This is a genomic window from Aurantimonas sp. A2-1-M11 (assembly GCF_036549475.1).
Classification (GTDB): Bacteria; Pseudomonadota; Alphaproteobacteria; order Rhizobiales; family Rhizobiaceae; genus Aurantimonas.
This window is the reverse complement of record NZ_JAZHLI010000071.1, coordinates 1-18,721: the sequence shown is the minus strand read 5'-3', so window position 1 is coordinate 18,721 and position 18,721 is coordinate 1. Positions and strand designations below refer to the sequence as shown.

Below are 18,721 nucleotides of genomic sequence, written 5' to 3'. Positions count from 1 at the left end.
GGCAGGAGCTCCTTCTTTTCGTCCCGAACGTGCTGCTGGAACACCTTCTTCAGGTCGGCGACCTTCGTAGCGAACTCCTTGCTGTCCTTCGGCGTGCCCTCGAGCTCAGCCAGGAGCTTGCGCGTCTCCTTGTTGTCGTCAAGCGCGTCTGCAACGAGGTCTTTTGTTTCCTTGTGCTTCTTCAGGACAGGGAAGAGGTGCTGCTCCTGGAGCTTGGCCTGATCCTCGATCTCGACCTTAAGCTCAGAAAGCAGCCGGTCCCGTGTTTTGACCGCGGCGTCGGAGGTGTCGACGAGTTTGGCAAAGAGCTCATTGGTCTTGTCCGGGCTCTTCTGGATCAGTTGGCGAATGGTGGTCATATGATTCCTCGTGGGAAAAGCGTGCCTGGCCGCCGAGCAGATTTCCGCCCACAGCTTGCACGGCACAATTTCGGAGTTGAAACGCGACTGGACGCAATGCTTACGCAACTGGGCACGTTTGGCTACGTCAGGTCCTCCCGACGAGTATGCTGCAGCGCAACATGGCTACAGCGGACTGACCGTTCAACCGTTCGCAGGATTTATTCTGCCGCGGCGCCTGCGCACGGTACCGAACCGTCGCCGGCCATCTGCGGCGCCTCATAAGGAGATGACCTCTGGGGTTGCGGCCTTAACTCACGTCACCGCTCCTGCCGGCGGCACGCGCCCGCTTGCTCGGCGCCGCCTGATCGTCATCGAGAGTGCGTCAGACCCCCAATCCAACGCCGATTGACAACCAGCGCTTCGAATGGACCTACATCTTCGGCGCCGTCGAACCCCCACCGGCGACTCCTTCGCCCTGGTCCGGCCCTATGCCGACATGGCGATGATGAACCTCTACCTCGCCGAGTTCGCCCACACCATTCCTGAAGACGTCCATGTCGTCATGGTTCTCGACGGCGCCGGATGGCACGGTGAAAAGGCCCTCGACGTACCGACGAACATCACCCTCGTCGCGCTTCCGCCCTACAGTCCCCAACTTAACCCGGTAGAGCGGCTGTGGCTCTATCTGCGCGAGACCCCCCTCAGCCTCTGCGTCTTCCGCGACAGGCAAGCCGTCATCGACGCTTGCTGCAACGTCTGGAACCGCGCCACCAAAGATCCGAGCCGAATCCAATCCCTTTGCAACTATCCCTACATCAAAGCGGTCAGTTCATGAGCGGGTGGGAATCAGACCCTGGTTCGGAGTCGGGGCTTCGTGACTGCGGTCCGGTCACCGCTCGATATTTTCGCCTTCCCGACGCAGGTCGGATAGCGGACGCAGCCAAGGAACTTTCCATAGCTGCCGCTGCGGTCGACCAGCCAGCCATCTTCGCATTCGGGGCACGTCGGATAGGTGGTACCGCAGCCACATTGAAGCTCGGCGGCTCCATCCGTGCGGCGGGGCAGAGCGCTTCTGCAGGATTGGCAGGCGGGCAGCAGGTTTCCGCAATGCTGGACATGCTCGCAGCGATACCAGATGCGGCCATCCTTCCCGGTGACACCCAACAACCGCCCACCGCATTCGCCGCAGCCATGTTCCTCCAGCTCCACGCCAGGTTGAGCGGCGATGCCGTAGGCGGGATCCTTCTTCAGCTCAGTGACAAAGGACGATGGCCGGGCATTCGAGGCAAGGATCGTCAGTGTGTGTCGGGCCCGCGTCATCGCGACATACATGACGCGCCGTTCTTCGGCGTTCTGGTACACCTCCTCCTCCGGCGACACCAGAGACAGCAGGGGGTCGTCGACGATCTCCGACGGGAATCCCGTGCGCCCGCTGTCCGCGTTCAGCAGGACGACGTGATCGGCCTCCAGACCCTTGGAGGCTGGATGGTCTTGAAGGTAATCTTCAGCTGCGGAAAGCGCCGTCTCAGATGCTGCAGGTCCGGCTCGATGAAGCGGTAACGGCCGAGAAGCAGCACCGTCGCAGGCTTCGCCTTCAGTGCCACAGCGGCTGACATGGCGGCAAGAACCTCGGACAATTTCGCCTCATCCTCGCCCTTGGAGACGGTCACGACCCTGATGGCGGGTTCGGTCGCGGTCCCGGCCGGGACGATCTGCTTCTGGATCTGGGCCGGGTTCCGTAGCACGAAGGTTCTGGCCGCAAAAGCGATCTGGTCGACCGATCGGAAGGTTCGGCCAAGATCGACGGACCTATGCACGCCCGTCTCGCTGTCGAAGCTGCCGCCAAATTCCCGACCGAAATGGCGCATCAAGTGGACGTCGGACCCGGCGAAGCGGAAGATTGACTGCCAGTCATCTCCGACGGCAAAGACCCGCACATCCGGATGCTGTGCCTTCAGCGCCTTCACCAGCCGGGCCCGGCTTTGCGAGATGTCCTGGAACTCGTCCACCAAGATGTGGCGGAACGGGCTTTCATAGCGGCCGCTCTCCGCATAGTGCGCGGCGCGCAGGATCATGTCCTCGAAGTCGATCCGGCCTTCAAGGCGCTTCTGGTATTCCTCGAAGACCGGCGCGAAGACGTCGAGGAACGCCCGGGCGCGCTTGCCCAGGTTCATCCGGTCGGACTTGGTCTCGCAGTCCTGCAGGCTGTAGCCGCCGCTCTTGAACTTGCGCAGGAAGGTTCCGAGCAGCTTCGAGAAGTCATCGACCTGCTTCAACTCGACGATCCGGTCATAGATCGTGCCGAATGGACGGGGTTTCGGGGTAACATAGGGTGCCAGCTTTTCGGCGAGGCCGCTCAGCAGCCGCTCCTCCTGCCGCTCATAGCTGTATGTCTCGATCAGGGTGGTTTTATGTTCGGTATGGACCTGCCGCTTCCACTCCATACCAGCCAGGTAATCGTCGCAGTTGACGAAGGGCGCGGTGACCAGCCGTTCGCTTCCGCCGGCCATCTTCTCACGCCGCACCCCGAAGTGCTCGATGTAGATGCCGCTTTCGGTCAGGCGGAAATCCGGCTGGTAATCGCGCCTGCCCGTTTCGGGGATCTTGTGTTCGTAGACCGGCTCGTACTCGTATTCGACGCCGTTCTCGTAGAGCCAGTTGGCGATCTGCAGCTCTTCGTAACTTTTGACCTTTTCACCCTGCAGCGTGCGCAGGTCTTGCCCCTCCATGTGGGTGTAGAAGTCGTGCTTGGTCTGGAAGTCCCATTCGGTCTTCGGCTCGACCAGGAAATGCGCGAACCACCGGATGATCGCATTCGACACGTCCGACAGCCGGTGGACCAGGTCCTTTAGGATCTGCTTGATCAGGTTGGTGAAGGCCATGTCGTCGGTGGCGTGGTCGGCCAGAGCTGGCTTTGACCCTTCGACGATGCCGATAATGTCGTAGGCAATCGCGTGGAAGGTCCGCGCGACGATGGGCACGCCAGATCGGGCCTCGACCCGTTCCGACATCTCTTCCGCCGCATTCTTCGCGAACGCGAGAAGCAGGATTTCTTCCGGCGGACGGATACCTGCCTTGACCAGATAGGCGGCCTTGGCGGTGATGACGCTGGTCTTTCCCGATCCCGCCCCGGCTAGAACGAGCGTCGCATCCTCATCGACGACGACCGAAAGGCGCTGTTCCGGCGTCAGCGGCTTGCTCTCGATCGTGTCGAAGAAATCCTTCCAGCGATCCAGTTCGGCGGTGACGAAGGCCGCGACGCCGTTCGCCCGTAACGTGCGCGGGTCGCTTGCAAACTTCCGGACGGGCGCAATGCGCGCGACAGTCTCGCGTCCGATGGCTTCGGCATTGAACTTCGACAGGAGCGAAGCATCCAGAGCACGGGCCTGTTCGAGCAGAGGCGCGATTTGACACGCGGCGGGGTATCGGGACGGCGCTGCCAGCGAGATCACCTCACCGAGGATCCTGTCCAGGCGCGCCGCTTCCTTCTCGAGGGCCGCGAGATTGAAGCGAGTCCACGCTTCCTTGATCCGTTCCGAAAATTCATGGGCATCTTGGTGGCCCGCGCCCTTCAGCGTGACATCGTCAAACTCGCCTGAACTGATGGTCAGTACGGTTCCGAGCATCCCCTTTCTAAGGGAAGGCGCGGTCGCCAACGACTGCAACGAGATGGACGTGACCAGGCCGCGGCGTGTGGCCCGGATGTAATTCCCGTCCAGCTCCATAGCGCGGGTGGACCTGCCGAGGGGATCAGCCAGAAATCTGAACAATGTGCGTTGTTGAAGTCGAATCAATGAACTGGGCTTCCGGCTTTCCAATGGATTAAACTGCTGTGGCGGCTGGGGACGGCAACTGTCATTCCGCGTCTACGACACTGTGGCCGGAAAGCGAGTACACGAACTTCACAATCCCTTTCTGAATATCCAGTCACGGCAAGGCATTGAAATCCGACAAGATCAGTACGGCGAGCTTGCGAGCCGTGGCCACCGCCGCTACCTGATGTCAAATCGCGCCGAACCGTGACCCCCTTTTCGCGTCCAATATTGGCCCCTCGGGTGACGTAGGCGCCTTTTAAGATTAGTTTCGGATTTTAAGTCGCCATGATCATGATGAGGGCATCGGTGACGAGCCGCGCCGTCATCTCGGCCTTCGTCGCCCAGCCGCCGCTTGCCTCCCGTGAGGAACAGCGCTGATGCCGAAGGAACCATCATGAAGACCGTGATGTTGCCGCATGGCGAGAAGGTGCCGGCGCTTGGCCTGGGCAGTTGGAAGATGGGCGAGCGGGCTTCGGCGCGTTCGCACGAGATGGCGGCGCTCAGGCTTGGGGTCGAACTCNGGTGCCGGCGCTTGGCCTGGGCAGTTGGAAGATGGGCGAGCGGGCTTCGGCGCGTTCGCACGAGATGGCGGCGCTCAGGCTTGGGGTCGAACTCGGCATGACGCTGATCGACACAGCGGAAATGTACGGGGACGGCGCCGCCGAGAGTCTCATCGGCGACGCGCTCGCGGACGTACGCGATGAGTTGTTCATCGTCAGCAAGGCCTATCCGCAAAACGCGTCGCGCGGCCGGCTGACCCGCGCCTGCGAGGCGAGCATGGGGCGGCTGCGGACCGATCGGATCGATCTCTATCTGATGCACTGGCGAGGTTCGGTTCCCCTGGCGGAGACCGTCGAGGAGATGGAGGCGCTGAAGGCGGCTGGCAAAATCCGGCATTGGGGCGTCAGCAATCTCGACACCGAAGATATGATCGAGTTGATCGAGGCGGGCGGCGGTGAATGCGCGGCCGACCAGATCCTCTATAACCTTTCGAGGCGCGGTCCAGAGCACGAACTGCTTCCCTGGCTCGCAGCCCGCTCGATCCCGGTCATGGCGTACAGTCCCGTCGAACAGGGCCGGCTCCTGACGCATCCCGCGCTCGTCACCGTGGCGGACCGGATCGGCGCGACACCAGCGCAGGTGGCGATCGCTTGGGCAATGCGCCGCGAAGGCGTGATCGCCATTCCGAAAGCCGGAAGCGCCGAACATGTTCGCGAGAACAGAGCCGCTGCCGATCTCACCCTGTCGACGGGCGATTTCGCTGCCTTGGACGCCGCCTTTCCAAGTCCGCGCCGCCGCATCCCGCTGGAGATGCTCTGATCAGGGCGCCGCTGGGGGGGCGTTGCGCGCAAGAGCACGTCGAGGAGGCCGGGAAGCGCCGATCGAGTTCGTCGCAGTGCAGCGAATACGCTCATCAAAGACGAAACGGTTGATCGGGTAATGCTCGGCCGTTCGTTGCTCGACAATCCGCACCGGCCTACCGCGGCGCCGACGTGCCCTCGTAAAACTGGAGAGCTCATCTAATGGAAGGAGGAGCATTCCAGGCAAGCCACATCGTCGTTCGACAACCAAGACGAGGCGAAGGCCGTACGTCTGGTGGAGATGAGCGGGCGAACCCAGCGCGAGATCGCATAGTTTCAACATCAGTTCGAATTTCAATACCGCATTGTGATGTCCTCTACCGTCGTGCGCTCTACTCCCAACTGCCCCTGACCTGCATTGTTGCGCCGCAAAACAGGGGTCCCTGAGTTCCAGCGCGAGGTGCAACACCCCCTAGCCGATGTAGGATCGGCTTGGTTTCCAGACCTTTCGGGAGTGTTGCCATGTCATGCTACGAGCATCTTTCGTCCGCCGAAGGAGAGCGGATTGCCATTCTCCTCGCGGCCGGTCATTCGAAGGCGGGCATAGCCAAGACCCTTGGCCGGTCGCGGTCGACTATCAGTCGCGAACTGGAACGCAACGCGCTGCCAGGCGGCGACTATTCGCCGGTCGTAGCCGACGGAGCCTATATCGAGCGCAGGAGGCGGGATGCCGTGCTCGAGAGTGACGGGCGCCTGCGCCAGTTCGTCATCGAGCGCCTGTCGGAAGGCTGGTCGCCGGAGCAGATCGCGGGCTGGCTGAAGAATGGTGCGGAGCCGAAATTGCGCGTGCTCGCCACCGAGACCATCTACGCCTTCGTCTATCGCGCCTCGCAGAAGGCCCAGGAGCTCTGGCGCTATCTCCTGCGCCGGCGCAGGACGCGCCGCCGGATGAGAGCACGCCTGTCACGCGATACGATCAAGAACCGCCGCTCCATCCATGACCATCCGGCCGAGGTCGAGGATCGCCGACAGGTCGGGCATTGGGAGGCTGATCTTGTCATCTGCAAGCGCGCTCGCCCGGTTCTCGTCCTTCATGAGCGAAAGACCGAAAGACCCGTGTGACGCTCGCCACGAGGCTGAACGGAAAGACCGCCGCCGAAACCATCGCGACACCGCCTTCGCCCGCCACCGCCTGCTCGACGACCTGTTCGGCATGTCGACCTGGTTCTGCGACGCCTACGCTTCCTGGCAGAAGGGAGGCGTCGAAAACGCCAACGGACGATTGCGACGATGGCTGCCCAGATGGCTCGATCTCAACACCCTGTCCGAAGCCGATCTCCAGGACGCCATTGTCAGCCTCAACACCACGCCGCGAAAATGCCTCGGCTTCATCACCCCTTTCCAGTGCCTCCTCCAGGAACTTGGCAGTACGTCAGAATCCGCTTCTCATGAGCATGTTGCGCTTCGCGCTGGAATCCACCGTCGTTTCCTCGACAAGCAAAACCTCCGAGAAAACAAGGGAAAACCTTCCTCGGCCTATCCAATGCTGCTAGTGCGTGAAACCCTGGTCCAGCCAGACAACGAGTTCGTGCATGAACTTTTGAGGCTCTTCCATCAGGAAGAAATGGCTGCAGCCGTCGAACATGACCGTCCTCGATCCGACGATCCCCTCCGACATCCAGCGTGTCGCGGTGGGCGAGCAGATCGGGTCCTGTCCGCCTCCCATGATTAGCGTCGGACAGGCGATCTCGCCGAGCCGTGGCAGCGTGTCATGTTCGAGGCAGGCGTGGTTCTGGCGGATGTAGCAGGCCGGCAGCCGCGTCTCTCCGCCGATCAGCGCCTCGATCCGAGCAATCTGATCGCGTTCGCGATTGAAGAACTCCGAGCCGACGAAATTCTGGATCGAGTGGCGGGCGTGGTCGCCCCAGTCGCCCCGCCATTCCAGTACTTGCCGCATGTTGGTGAGCACGCGGTGGCCCAAGGGGTCGATTTTCGCGAACGAGGCGCACAGGACCAGGGAGCGTACGAGATCGGGTCGTTCCAGTGCGACGATTTGGGCGATCGCGCCGCCCATGGAGCGGCCGACAATGTGGGCGTTGTCGATGCCCAGATGCGCCATCAGCGCGATCGTGTCCCGGGCCAGATCGGTGGTGCTCACTGGCTCGTCCAACTGGGAGCTGCCGCCGGCGCCGCGATTGTCGAAGCTGATCACCCGGAAGCGATCGCGCAGCGCCGCCACCTGCGGCGTCCAGGCGCTGAGATCGCCGGCAAGACCGTGGATCATCACCACCGGAAAGCCTTCACCCTCATCCCGGAAATTGATCTCGTAGCGGCCGATTGGTGCGATGGTCATTGTGGTGACTCCCCTTCGTGGTCAGGCCCTTGCGCGCGACGGCTGCTCAGCGCGCGCAAGGCCCAGGAAGCCAGCAATGGCGTCAACGAAGACATCCGGCGCCTGCGCCATCGGCGCGTGGCCGAGACCGGCGAGTTCGACCAGTTCGGAGCCCTCGATGGACCGCGCGAGCTCATGCGCCATGGGGGGCGGCGTCGCCGCGTCCACAGATCCGACGACGACCAGCGTCGGATTGCGTATCGCGCCGATATTCGCCGTCAAATCGAGCCCGGCCAAGGCCGCGCAGGCATCGGCGAAGAAGTCCGGATTGGTCTTCAACAAGGCGCTTCGCCGCTCGGCCAGAACCTCCGGATTAGCCGCCAGATAGTCTTCAGGAAACAGCCGCTTCATCGCAATGTCGACGACCCCCTCCATACCGTGCTCGCGCACCCGCGCAGCCATAACGTGGAATGAGGCGCGGCCGGCCTCGGTGAAAGTCACGCCGGTATCGGCGAGCACCAGCCGATCGAACCGATCGCCATGCCGGATTGCCAGCGTGCTGGCGACAAAGCCGCCGAAGCCATTGCCGAGAATATCAGCATTCTGCAGATCCAGTGCGTCGAACAGGCCACCGATCCGGTCGGCGACGGCCTCAATCGTTGCACCGGCCGAGGGCGAGCCTCCGAAGCCCGGCAGGTCAGGCAGTATCACCCGGCGGTCGCGGGCCAGCATCGGAACGACACGGTCAAAGACCGAACGGTCGGCCAAGAGCGAGTGCAGCAGGACGAGCGGCTTGCCGCTGCCTGTCTCAATGACGTCGAGGGTCCCGTCCGCCAATTTGATGGATGTCATGCTCTGCCTTTCAGTAAACGCCCAGGAGCTGTTCGACGAGCCCGTCATCGGCGCGGAGTGACTCGACCGGCCCGGCATGCGCCAGCCGGCCATTGTTGAGGATGACCACGTCGTCCGCGATCTCCATGGCGAGCTTGATGTTCTGCTCGACCAGTACGATCGACAAGCCGGTGCGACTCAGGTCCTTCAGAACCCGGCCGACCTCCGCGACAATCTGCGGTGCAAGTCCCTCCGAGGGCTCATCAAGGAGAAGGAGCCGCGGACTGGTCATCAACGCCCGGCTGATCGCCAGCATCTGCTGCTCGCCGCCCGACAATGAGCCGGCGAACTGGCGCTGTCGCTCTTCCAACCGCGGAAAGGCCGAGTATGCATCCTTGAGTTCCCAACCAGACCACCCGCTGTCGGCGGGCCCACGTGCCGCGACCGTGAGGTTTTCCTGGACTGTCAAGGAGGGAAAGATCCGCCGCCCCTGCGGCACGACACCGACGCCCTTCCGCGAAACCCGCTCCGGACTGAGGCCCAGGATCGAATCCCCGAACAAGGTCAGGCTGCGCGCCTGTGCCTGGACCAATCCAATGATCGCGCCAATCGTGGTAGACTTGCCCGCCCCGTTGCGTCCCAGCAGGCCGAGGACTCCGCCAGACCTGACATTCAGAGACAGGTCGTGGATGACGTGGCTGTCGCCGTAGAATGCATTCAATCCTTCGATGCAGATCGCGTCAGTGGCCAAGATAGACCTCCTTCGTCCTGGGGTCAGCCACGACTTCGGCCCTCGTGCCCTCAACCACAATCGCCCCACGTTGCATGACGGTAATGCGATCGGCGAAGGCGAGCGCAACATCCATGTCGTGCTCGATCATCACGATGGTCACGCTGCGAGGGATTGTTTCCAGCAGTCGTTGCACGTCGCCACGTTCATCTGTGGACAGCCCGGCGAGCGGTTCGTCGAGCAGCAGCAACCGTGGCTCCTGCGCCAGGGCCATCGCGATTTCCAGTCGACGCCGTTCGCCGTAGCTGGTTTCGGAAACGGGCCGCTCGGCCATAGACTCGAGCCCAACCAGGGCCAGTGTCTCATGCGCCTTCTGCCAGAGCGCTCGACGGCGATGTAGACTGGTAAAGGGATCGAAACGGCTCTGGCTGAGGCCCATCAAGGACATCGCAACGTTGTGGGCGAGGGTGCTTTTCGCGAACAGCGTGATGATCTGATAGGTGCGGGCGACACCGAGTTGGGTCCGTTGGTCAGTTCGCGTCCGTGTCACGTCCTGTCCGAACACCCGGATGGCCCCTGTCGACGGGCGAAGATCGCCCGAAATCAGGTTGAAAAGGGTCGTCTTGCCGGCGCCATTGGGTCCAAGCAGCAGCCGACGCTCGCCCGCCTCCACCTTGAGGTCGACCTGATTGACCGCAGGCAGGCCTCCGAAATATCGGTTCAAACCGACGATCTCCAAAGCGAGCGCGTTCATGTTGAATGCTCCCCGGCTGTCACGCTGTCCGGCAGACGGCGTTGCGGGCGTCGTCCCTTCGCAATTCCAGTGCGCACCCAACGCATGACGCCGGGAACCAGGCCTTCCGGCATGAACAGGACGATGGCAACGAAAATCGCACCAAGCAGCATCACCCAGCGGGCAATATAGGCGCTGACGACATTCTTCAGGATGATGACGAGGGCAGCGCCCACCACCGGGCCGAATAGGGTTCCTGCACCCCCTGCGATCACCATCAAAAGGGTCTCTGCGGAAGTCATTAGGTTCAGCGCGTGCGGACTGACGAACTGATTGTAGTAGGCGTAAAGGAGGCCGGCGATGGCGCCCCAGAAACCTGCGTAGACGAAGCTGCACCATTGGATGAGCCACACATTGTAGCCCAGCGCCCGCATCCGGCGCGGCTGGTCGCGGGCGCCCGCCAGACTCTGGCCGAAGGGCGAGCGCGCGAAGCAAGCCATGGCGACAAAGGCGACAAGGAATACCAAGAGGGCAAAGAGGTAGAAAGCGCCCGGATCGTCGAGATTGATGCCGAAGGGCCGCGGACGCACCATGCCTCCCAGCCCGTTGTCGCCACCTGTCAGCCCGACCCAGCGGTATGCCAGGCCCCAGAGAATCTGACCGAGCGCGAGGGTGATCATAAGGAAGCCCAGCCCGGTGGCGCGCAACGCCAGATACCCGAAGACCATGGCAAGTACCGTCGTTGCGGCCACGGCAATCAGCGCACCCTCAAGCTGGCCGAACCCAGCATGGGCAGTGAGGTAGACGGTCAGATAGGCCGATCCGCCGAGATAGGCCGCATGACCCAGCGACGTCAGCCCGCCGAAACCGACGAGAATGTTCAGACTGAGCGCCAGGATCGCAGCGATCAGGATCTGGCTGGCAAGGTTGATATAGAAGTCCGAGGTGACGACCAGCGGCACCAAAGCGAGCACGATTGCTGCTGCCATCAACCCAACGATGGATGAGGTCTTCATACCAGTCGCCTCCCGAACAAACCGGTCGGTCGGATCGTAAGGACCAGCACCATCGGTAAAAACAGGATGACATAGGCAAGATCTGGAACCAGCGCCTGCCCGTAGCTGTAGATGAAGCCGATGGCCAAAGCGCCGACGAAGGCTCCGCCGAGGCTGCCGACGCCCCCCAGTATGACGACGACCAGCGCCATCGGCAGCATGTCCGTATCCATGCTCGGATAGACCGACAGGATCGGACCGGCCAGGACCCCGCCTGCTCCCGCAAGTGCGGAACCGAGACAGAACACAAGCGGGAACAGCAAAGATGTCCTTATGCCCATGACACGTGCCATCTCCATGTCATCGACACCGGCGCGGATCATCGCGCCTATGCGACTGCGTTCCAGCAACAGCCACAGAGCACCAGCGAGACAGAAAGCAACGACAACGACGAAGAGTCGATATTTTGGAAAGATCAGGCCCTCGAAGCGCAGAACTCCCTGCAGTTCGGAAGGCATCGGCAGCGGACGCGGATCTCCCGACCACAACCACAGACAACCATCGGCGATGATGAAGGCGATGCCAAGAGTCACCAGCACCTGCGCTAACGGCTTGCCAGCGAGGCGCCGCAGGATCAATCGCTCGATCACTCCACCCAGGACGCAAACGGTGAGACCACCCGCGAGGACCGCGATCCAAAAATTGAACCCGGCATCTATGGCGGCGAGCCCGACATAAGCACCCAGCATGAAATAGGCCCCGTGCGAAAGGTTCGCGACGCGCATCAATCCGAAGATCAGCGAAAAGCCTGCGGCCAGAATGAACAGGAGGGAACCAAAGGCGAGACCGTTCAGTCCCTGCATGACCCAGAAATTCATCGGCTCCCTCCCCTTCGACGCGGCTTAGTTGGCAGTTCCGCCGACGTAATCACGCGTGTAGACTGGCGCGGCGAGGAACGTCTCCTGATCGTAGGTCCAGAACTGACTGACCGCCGGATACGTCTTGAGAACGGTGTTCTGCAGCCGGCCGTCGACCTCCTCGACCTTGCGGATCTGGATATCCATGATTGGCTGGCCGTAGGCGTCCACCGTCACCGGGCCATAGGGACTGTCACTGATGTCGACATTGCGGAGCGCCTCCATGAAGGCACCCTTGTCGGAGACGTCGCCGCCCACCTGTTCGAGAGCGTTGTTGAGGAATTCGCATGCCATGTATGCGCCGACCGTATAATAACCGGGATCGGCACCAAACTCCTCGCGAACGGCTTCGACGAACTTCTTGTTAGTCGGCGTGTCGATACCCGCGCTGTACCAACCTGACGAGATAACGCCGACGGCCTCGTCGCTCATGCTCTTGAGAATACCCTCGTCGACCGTTGTCATCGAGCCGAGCACAGGAATCTCCATCCCATAGTTCTTGTACTGGCCGAGGAATTTGATGCCGTTGCCGCCGGCGAAGGCGGCGAAGACTGCGTCGACTTCAGGATCGATCTGGGTGATGTAGGAGCCGTAGTCGGCCGTGTTCAGCGGCGGCCACAGTTTCTGGACGACGGTGCCACCATTCTCCTGGAAAACCCGCTGGAAGCCCGAGGCGATCTCATGGCCAAAGGCAAAGTCATCGGCGATGATGGCAATCTTTTCGTAGCCGAGCTCCTTGGCGGCATATTCGCCAAGCGGGTGATGCGCCTGAGCAGACGTTCCGACGGCACGCACGAACCACGGGTTTGGTTGGCGTTGCGTCAGGTCCTCGGCAGCGGCAGATGGCGAGATGATCGGTACTTCCGCCGAGCGGATGTAGTCGTCGATCGCCAGCGCCTCGAAGGCAGCGAGCGGCCCGATCAGAACGTCTACGCCGTTGCGCTCGACCAATTCCTGCGTCTTGGTTTTGGTGACCGCAGGCTGACCAGCGGTGTCAGCAGTGATCACCTCGATCTTGCGACCCGCCATCTCTCCGCCATGCTGATCGATGCAAAGCTTCAGGCCTTCCTCCATCTGGCGTCCGCCGGCGGCGAGCGCGCCAGACTTGACCGTCAAGAAGCCGACTTTCACCGGCCCCTTGTCCTGGGCCTGCGCCGCTGTCGCGCCGAGGACGGCCGACAGCACCATCGCCGACAGAATTCCACCTTGCTGTGACATTTTATCTCCTCCCGATATTTCCATTCGTGATGCGTCTTTGACAGATCTTTTCACACACAATGGCATCTCACTCTAGATCGGTGACTGTCAACATGATTTTCCACCTCATCGGTTTACTAATGAAATAACAGAGAGTTATCGGATTTGCGCCAGCCCTCGACTCGCATCCGACCGGGGCAAGAGATCGATTTTTGCGTTGACGTGATATATCAGAGCAGGGCATACCGGGTCGAGCAGAAAGAATTGACGGCCGATGAGAAGAATCGAAATCTATCATTCTCTGCGGGAGGGCATCCTCACCTGCAAATTGCCGCCGGGCGCTGAGATCCGGGAGCAGGAGCTCGCGCAGCAGTTCGAGGTGAGCAAGTCGCCGGTCCGCGAGGCTTTGCAGCAACTGGTGCGCGAGGGACTGATGACGGTCCTGCCGCGTCAGGGTTATAGGGTGTCGCCGGTCTCTATGTCCGATGCACACGACATGTTCGCGTTTCGCCAGGTGTTGGAACTTGCCTGCATAGCTGAGGCTGCCCGCAACGCCAGTGACGAACAATTGGAGAGCCTGGATCAGTTTCGCAGCTTCGTCGGCGGCGACCACGCGGACTTCATCGCTTACAACCGCGACTTTCATTGTTCTCTGGCGCGATGCTCCGGCAACAGCCGGATGAGCCGGGCTGCCTGTGACCTCATCGAGGAGATGGACCGGCTGGTGCGGATGAGTGTCGCCGCCACCCGCGGCCGTGACCCCCAGAAGCTGGTGGAAGAGCACCAACAGATCATTATTGCCTTGCAGCAACGCAACGCCAAGCAGGCGGTCAACCTGCTGAAGGCCCATACCGGCGCCGCTGAGAAGCGTTTCATCACGGCTCTGGAATGGGCCGCGGTCCAGGCCTGAGTGCCGCCGCCAATCACAGAGGGAGAAGACATGTCTGCCGCACAGAATCTGAACACCGGGATCAAGACCCACGGGCTTTTCATCGACGGCCGCGAAGTCGCGGGCGAGACGAATGAACTCATTGATGTCCGCAATCCCGCCAATGGCGAAGTCATCGCACGCATCCCGCACGCCACTGAAAAGGATGTCGATCGCGCGGTGAAGAGCGCGCGACGGGCGTTCGAGAGCCCCGAATGGGGCCGGATGGAGCTGCGCACTCGCGCGCGCCTCGTCAACAAGCTGGCCGACGCGTTCGAATCGCATCTCGACGAACTCTATTACCTCGAGACGATGAACAACGGTCGACCGCTCAACGAGACCCGGGCGCAGCTGCGCCGCCTGCCCGACTTCTTCCGCTACAATGCCGGTCTGGCACTGGCGCGCCGCGATGCGGTCATCCCGGTGGAGGGCGACTATCTGAACTACACCCTGCGTCGGCCAATCGGCGTCGTCGGCAATTGTACGCCGTTCAACCACCCGCTGATGATCATGTGCAAGAGCCTCGCCCCGGTCTTCGCCTCAGGTTGCACCACCGTCGTCAAGCCATCCGAATACACCCCGCTGACGACACTTGCCCTCGCCCGCATCTTCACCGAGGCGGGCCTTCCCGACGGTGTTTTCAACGTCGTCACCGGCCTCGGCCCGACGACCGGCAAGGCGCTTTGCGAGCACGACAACCTCAATAAGCTGGTGCTCACCGGCGGCACTGAGGCCGGTCAGATCGCCGGTGCACAGGCTGGTCGCCACTTCGCCCACCAGACGCTGGAGCTCGGCGGTAAGACTCCGGTGTTGGTCTTCCCCGATTTCGACGTCGACCGGGCCGTCAACTATGCCGCCTTCGGCGCCTTCATCGGCGCCGGCCAGACCTGCGTCTGCGGCAGTCGACACATTGTCCATGAGGACGTCTATGACGAATTCGTCGAAAAGCTCGCGGCCAAGGCGAAGTCGATCAAGATTGGTGATCCAACCCAACCGGAGACCCAGCTTGGACCGGTGATCTCGGAAAAACAGCGCCAACGCGTCATGAACTACGTCCGCTTCGGCAAGGAAGACGGCGCTCGACTCGTTGCCGGCGGCGAAATTCCGGCTGACCTAGCAGACAGCGGTGGCTATTTCGTACAGCCGACTGTGTTCGCCGACGTCACCGCCGATATGCGTATCTTCCAGGAAGAGGTGTTCGGCCCCTTCACTTCGGTAACGAAATTCTCCACCGAGGAAGAGGCGATCGCCCTGGCCAACAACTCACCGTTCGGGCTGGCTGCGGCGATTAGAACGCGTGACGTAGCCCGCGCCCACCGCGTGGCGGCAGCCATTGATTGCGGTATCGTCTGGATCAACGACCACCATCGGCTGGACCCCGCTTCCCCATGGGGCGGTGTGAAACTCTCGGGCATCGGCCGCGAATTCGGGCCGGAATCCTTCGAGGATCATTTCGATGTGAAAAGCGTGATGATCAATACCGGCGACCAGCCGTTCGACTGGTACCAGGACACGTCGGGACAGCGTCGCCTGAACTGAGAACTATCGCGGATACCATCTGCGGTGTGCTGCAAGTGCCTCATGCCCGATCTGTCCCCGGGCATGGGCAATCCTTGACCGCGCCCCAGCCTTCGACGCGCCTCAGCGAGATTGCAGCCATAGGTGGGATATCGCAGCTTCCCCTGCGAGTTGATGCCGCAACGAGGCGCGCCAAGATGCGTCATGGCACCGGAAGCACGCATACAGCAGGGGGACGGCCGCGACGGTAAAGACCCGAACGGCCGCTCGCTCCAGCCTGATGCCGGGCCGCATCCGAACCCTACACGCCGTCGACATGACCAACGTCCTCCGCCGTCGGGCGCGGGGCGATGTCAGTGCGAGCCTGCCCCATCGGGCGGAGGCTCAGGGGGACCCGACGGGAATCGCTCCCCGACAAACTAACAGAAAGCGGCTGTCGCATCCCACCAGCTTCGCTCGACCCCCGCCACGCTTCGGCGGTCTCCACCACGGGACGGCTTGCCTCTTCGCTTGCTGCCTCACCAGCTACACGCTCACGGACATCACTAGCTTCGCCTCCGAGACCGTTCTGGCTGCCCTCGTTTGGGGAAGTCAGATTCGCGATGGGCTCGGCCCCTTCCATTCCGAGTCCTTCTTTCAGCACCTCGATCGCGTCGATGTCGGTCACCTTGGCATCCATGATCACCGCATGCAAAATCGCCGTCGGCGTGACTTCTCCGCGAGCTTTGGTGAGTTTCAAAAAGGCCTGACCGAGCAGCGTTTCCGCTCGCTGGGTCGTCTTCTGCGACAGAGTACGAAGTTCCTTCCGGACAGCCTTTTCTCGTTCGAGCAAAGCACGCCGCTCTTCACGGACCCGTTGAAGATCGCTCTCCAGTTTCATTCGTTTCGACATCAAGTTCCACCTCCAACAATTTGGGGGGAATTGTTCGATGAGAGGCTGAAAGTTCCAATGCCTGCTGCGGAGAATTTTCTGCCGACCTCTCCTTTTGGCTGTATCGAACTAACACGCGCCCCGCTCTACTGAATGGCAGGTCACTCATATCGGCCTCGACACAGAGACGATAACGAGCCCACAGATCATCCCGTTGACGGTCTCCAACGATTGCTGTGATGTCAGAACTGTGTGGAACAGGAAATCCTAGCGAACGAAGGCCGCCCAAATCGTCGACGATGGTCGCAAGACAGGAAGAGCCGTCCTCAACCAGCGCATCGCGCCACGATTGTAGCTTTTCTTTCCACTGTGGTTCTTTGAAGATGTCGGAGATGATCGACGACACTCTTCTGACAGCCGTCGGAGTGTGCCAGTGAGGATCTGGTTCCGATGAGACTTTGTAGCAGTCGGAGAAATTGGATCCCTCGTCAAAACCCTGCAAGCCGTGCGCCCAAGCGACGCGGCTCACCAGACAAGATCTGTCAAAGGCGATCTCGCCATCAATTCTGATGGCGTCATCATCGTTCCAGACATAAGCACCATCAGATCCCGTCGCATATGCGAGCGCAGACCCCTCCAAACAGGGGATCGGACGTGGTTCGGTTCCCTGGAGAAAAATCCACCGCGTTCCACTGCTATCTCCCACTCGTTTTCGGAAAGCGACCTGCGCATCTTTCTCAATCTCAAGCTGCCGAGCGATGCTTATGTCCACCATCTCATTCTCGGCAATTTGATCGACAACGGCGTCGAACTCTCCTCTTGCGCAACGTTGGGCGTTGAGTTTTGCGAGAAGCTTCTGGGCCGATGGGGTCTCCGGATTCCGTTTCACGTGTAACGGCAGCCGGTCTTCGCCCGGCGGCAGGTTCCGCCATGCATTTGAATGTCCGTCAAACCTCACCGAGATGCCATGAAGAGCCGCAACAGCGTTCAGAACATCGGCAAGGTGAAACCGCGGACCGTACCCGCCCGCCAGGCGGAAAAAGGTGTTGATGCGCCTATTCTTTTTATTCGCGAAGCCGTCCCCGTCTATAGGACGCGTCGATATCATCGCGTGGATATGCGGGTTGTCGCCTCTGTCGGCAGCCGGTTCATTTTCGAAGTCGATCTGTACGACCAAACCCTGATCACGGAACTGGCCATACACGCCTTCCACCACTTCTCGAAACAAGTGGAACGGGAACTCTCTCGGCCACTGAAAATCGAAGACCCAAGCTTCAAGGGCGTCACATCGTTTTTCCGCATCACCAACTCGCGTCCAGAATATCTCGGGATTCTTTACCCAAGACGGCGCGTCGTTCGGTGCCATCATCAATCGCTCCAGCAAGACGCCCGCTTTCTGGCCGTTCTCGGAGCCCATCTGATATCGACACCTGGCAAGAGCTGTTCCTCCTCGCGTTCGGGAAATCCTGCGGTAGCGGACTCCGACGGATTTCGTTTTCATCATCATTCCCGATGCTATGTGTTAGTGAATACCGCTCCAAATCCTCGCTCGGGGGTTAGAAAGTTAGAACCCAGAATTCTCTCGCCACGTGACGTCTGCGCAAAGGCGCAGGGACATTGTCGATATGCAGCTACTGGCGATCGACGGCGTCAACCGGGAACAGACCTGTAGCCTCGCCGCGGGGCTATTTTTTCAGATTCCTGCTAGTTCCAAATTCAGGGCCGCGAGATGTCATCCCGAAGAGACCAGTGGTTCGTTGGCCGCGGCAATGGTCAAGTGCCAACGGGCGGAGTTCCGAACTTCGCGAAAGTCCCTTTACCGACACTTCATTCGCATCAGAAGCAGTTCGCTTTAGGAACTTTGCAGGGCATGGCTCACGGAATGATCTTCGACAACCCAGAGCACCTAGCGCGAATTATGCATCATGGTTGGCGGGCCTAGCCCAAGCCTCTGATCCGGCGTAGTTTTTGGGTGCTGACGCCGCAAACTTCAGATCGGAGAGGCCATGCCCGCCAAGGACGAGACTACACCGCCGCTGCCGGGCCTGTCACCGGTGAACGGCAAGGTGGTGACCGCCCGTTTCGACGGCGGCTCGCTCTCCTCGGACGCCGGGTTGCTGGCGCTGCGCGAGGTCGAGCGGCGGCTCGACGTGGCCGGCAAGCTCGCGGCCTGCATCGACGACCCCCGCGATCCCGCGCGCACCCTGCACAG

The 18,721-nt window shown here is 61.2% G+C and carries 17 protein-coding genes and 1 pseudogene; 6 read left to right on the top strand and 12 right to left on the bottom strand.

What is annotated here, in order from left to right; translation table 11 throughout:
- Positions 1–359 (bottom strand): hemerythrin domain-containing protein (locus VQ042_RS21345; protein ID WP_331822320.1); only part of this gene is annotated, 359 nt, incomplete at its 3' end.
- Positions 360–765: 406 nt separating this feature from the next.
- Here VQ042_RS21345 and VQ042_RS21340 point away from each other — a divergent pair.
- Positions 766–1,176: a transposase gene (locus tag VQ042_RS21340; protein WP_331822319.1), complete on the top strand. Its 411-nt coding sequence runs from the start codon at positions 766–768 to the stop codon at positions 1,174–1,176.
- An 11-nt stretch (positions 1,177–1,187) separates the two neighbouring features.
- On the opposite strand, the gene VQ042_RS21335 is transcribed toward VQ042_RS21340, so the two are convergent.
- Both VQ042_RS21335 and VQ042_RS21330 read right to left on the bottom strand, forming a co-directional pair.
- Complete coding sequence (locus tag VQ042_RS21335) at positions 1,188–1,787, bottom strand: topoisomerase DNA-binding C4 zinc finger domain-containing protein (protein WP_331822321.1); 600 nt, start codon at positions 1,785–1,787, stop codon at positions 1,188–1,190.
- Positions 1,784–3,967 (bottom strand): UvrD-helicase domain-containing protein, encoded by a 2,184-nt coding sequence (locus VQ042_RS21330; RefSeq protein WP_331822318.1) that lies wholly within the window; start codon positions 3,965–3,967, stop codon positions 1,784–1,786. The genes VQ042_RS21335 and VQ042_RS21330 overlap by 4 nt, the downstream gene beginning before the upstream one ends.
- A gap of 711 nt (positions 3,968–4,678) precedes the next feature.
- Between VQ042_RS21330 and VQ042_RS21325 the strand changes: the two genes are divergently transcribed.
- Together VQ042_RS21325 and VQ042_RS26085 are read left to right on the top strand one after the other, a co-directional pair.
- On the top strand, positions 4,679–5,476 hold the full coding sequence (locus VQ042_RS21325) for an aldo/keto reductase (RefSeq protein ID WP_331822317.1): 798 nt from the start codon (positions 4,679–4,681) through the stop codon (positions 5,474–5,476).
- A 503-nt stretch (positions 5,477–5,979) separates the two neighbouring features.
- Positions 5,980–6,909: pseudogene (locus VQ042_RS26085) on the top strand (IS30 family transposase).
- Positions 6,910–7,006: 97 nt separating this feature from the next.
- Here VQ042_RS26085 and VQ042_RS21315 read toward each other — a convergent pair.
- The 7 genes from VQ042_RS21315 to VQ042_RS21285 are packed head-to-tail and all read right to left on the bottom strand — an operon-like array spanning position 7,007 to position 13,213.
- Positions 7,007–7,810 (bottom strand): alpha/beta fold hydrolase, encoded by an 804-nt coding sequence (locus VQ042_RS21315; RefSeq protein WP_331822315.1) that lies wholly within the window; start codon positions 7,808–7,810, stop codon positions 7,007–7,009.
- Between the two features lie 21 nt (positions 7,811–7,831).
- Entirely contained in the window at positions 7,832–8,689 is an 858-nt protein-coding gene (locus VQ042_RS21310; protein ID WP_331822314.1) for an alpha/beta fold hydrolase, read from the bottom strand.
- Positions 8,652–9,371: an ABC transporter ATP-binding protein gene (locus tag VQ042_RS21305; protein WP_331822313.1), complete on the bottom strand. Its 720-nt coding sequence runs from the start codon at positions 9,369–9,371 to the stop codon at positions 8,652–8,654. The genes VQ042_RS21310 and VQ042_RS21305 overlap by 38 nt, the downstream gene beginning before the upstream one ends.
- Positions 9,361–10,104, bottom strand: a complete 744-nt coding sequence (locus VQ042_RS21300; protein ID WP_331822312.1) for an ABC transporter ATP-binding protein — start codon at positions 10,102–10,104, stop codon at positions 9,361–9,363. Before VQ042_RS21300 ends, VQ042_RS21305 begins: the two co-directional genes overlap by 11 nt.
- On the bottom strand, positions 10,101–11,099 hold the full coding sequence (locus VQ042_RS21295; RefSeq protein WP_331822311.1) for a branched-chain amino acid ABC transporter permease: 999 nt from the start codon (positions 11,097–11,099) through the stop codon (positions 10,101–10,103). The genes VQ042_RS21300 and VQ042_RS21295 overlap by 4 nt, the downstream gene beginning before the upstream one ends.
- Positions 11,096–11,956, bottom strand: a complete 861-nt coding sequence (locus tag VQ042_RS21290; protein ID WP_331822310.1) for a branched-chain amino acid ABC transporter permease — start codon at positions 11,954–11,956, stop codon at positions 11,096–11,098. The genes VQ042_RS21295 and VQ042_RS21290 overlap by 4 nt, the downstream gene beginning before the upstream one ends.
- Positions 11,957–11,980: 24 nt before the next feature.
- On the bottom strand, positions 11,981–13,213 hold the full coding sequence (locus VQ042_RS21285; RefSeq protein ID WP_331822309.1) for an ABC transporter substrate-binding protein: 1,233 nt from the start codon (positions 13,211–13,213) through the stop codon (positions 11,981–11,983).
- 253 nt (positions 13,214–13,466) lie between these two features.
- On the opposite strand from VQ042_RS21285, the gene VQ042_RS21280 reads away from it, so the two are divergent.
- Positions 13,467–14,102 carry a GntR family transcriptional regulator gene (locus tag VQ042_RS21280; RefSeq protein WP_331822308.1) on the top strand — a complete coding sequence of 212 codons (636 nt, stop codon included), beginning with the start codon at positions 13,467–13,469 and terminating at the stop codon, positions 14,100–14,102.
- Positions 14,103–14,132: 30 nt separating this feature from the next.
- The gene (locus VQ042_RS21275) at positions 14,133–15,659 is read left to right on the top strand and encodes an aldehyde dehydrogenase (RefSeq protein WP_331822307.1); all 1,527 of its coding nucleotides are present in this window, start codon (positions 14,133–14,135) and stop codon (positions 15,657–15,659) included.
- Positions 15,660–15,939: 280 nt separating this feature from the next.
- Here the strand turns inward: VQ042_RS21275 and VQ042_RS21270 are convergent, their stop codons facing one another.
- Positions 15,940–16,530, bottom strand: coding sequence for a hypothetical protein (locus tag VQ042_RS21270; protein WP_331822306.1), 591 nt, complete (start codon positions 16,528–16,530; stop codon positions 15,940–15,942).
- On the bottom strand, positions 16,484–17,926 hold the full coding sequence (locus VQ042_RS21265) for a MobA/MobL family protein (RefSeq protein ID WP_331822305.1): 1,443 nt from the start codon (positions 17,924–17,926) through the stop codon (positions 16,484–16,486). Before VQ042_RS21265 ends, VQ042_RS21270 begins: the two co-directional genes overlap by 47 nt.
- Before the next feature lie 589 nt (positions 17,927–18,515).
- Here VQ042_RS21265 and VQ042_RS21260 point away from each other — a divergent pair.
- Positions 18,516–18,721: transposase (locus VQ042_RS21260; protein ID WP_331822304.1), on the top strand; the 206-nt coding region annotated here is incomplete at its 3' end.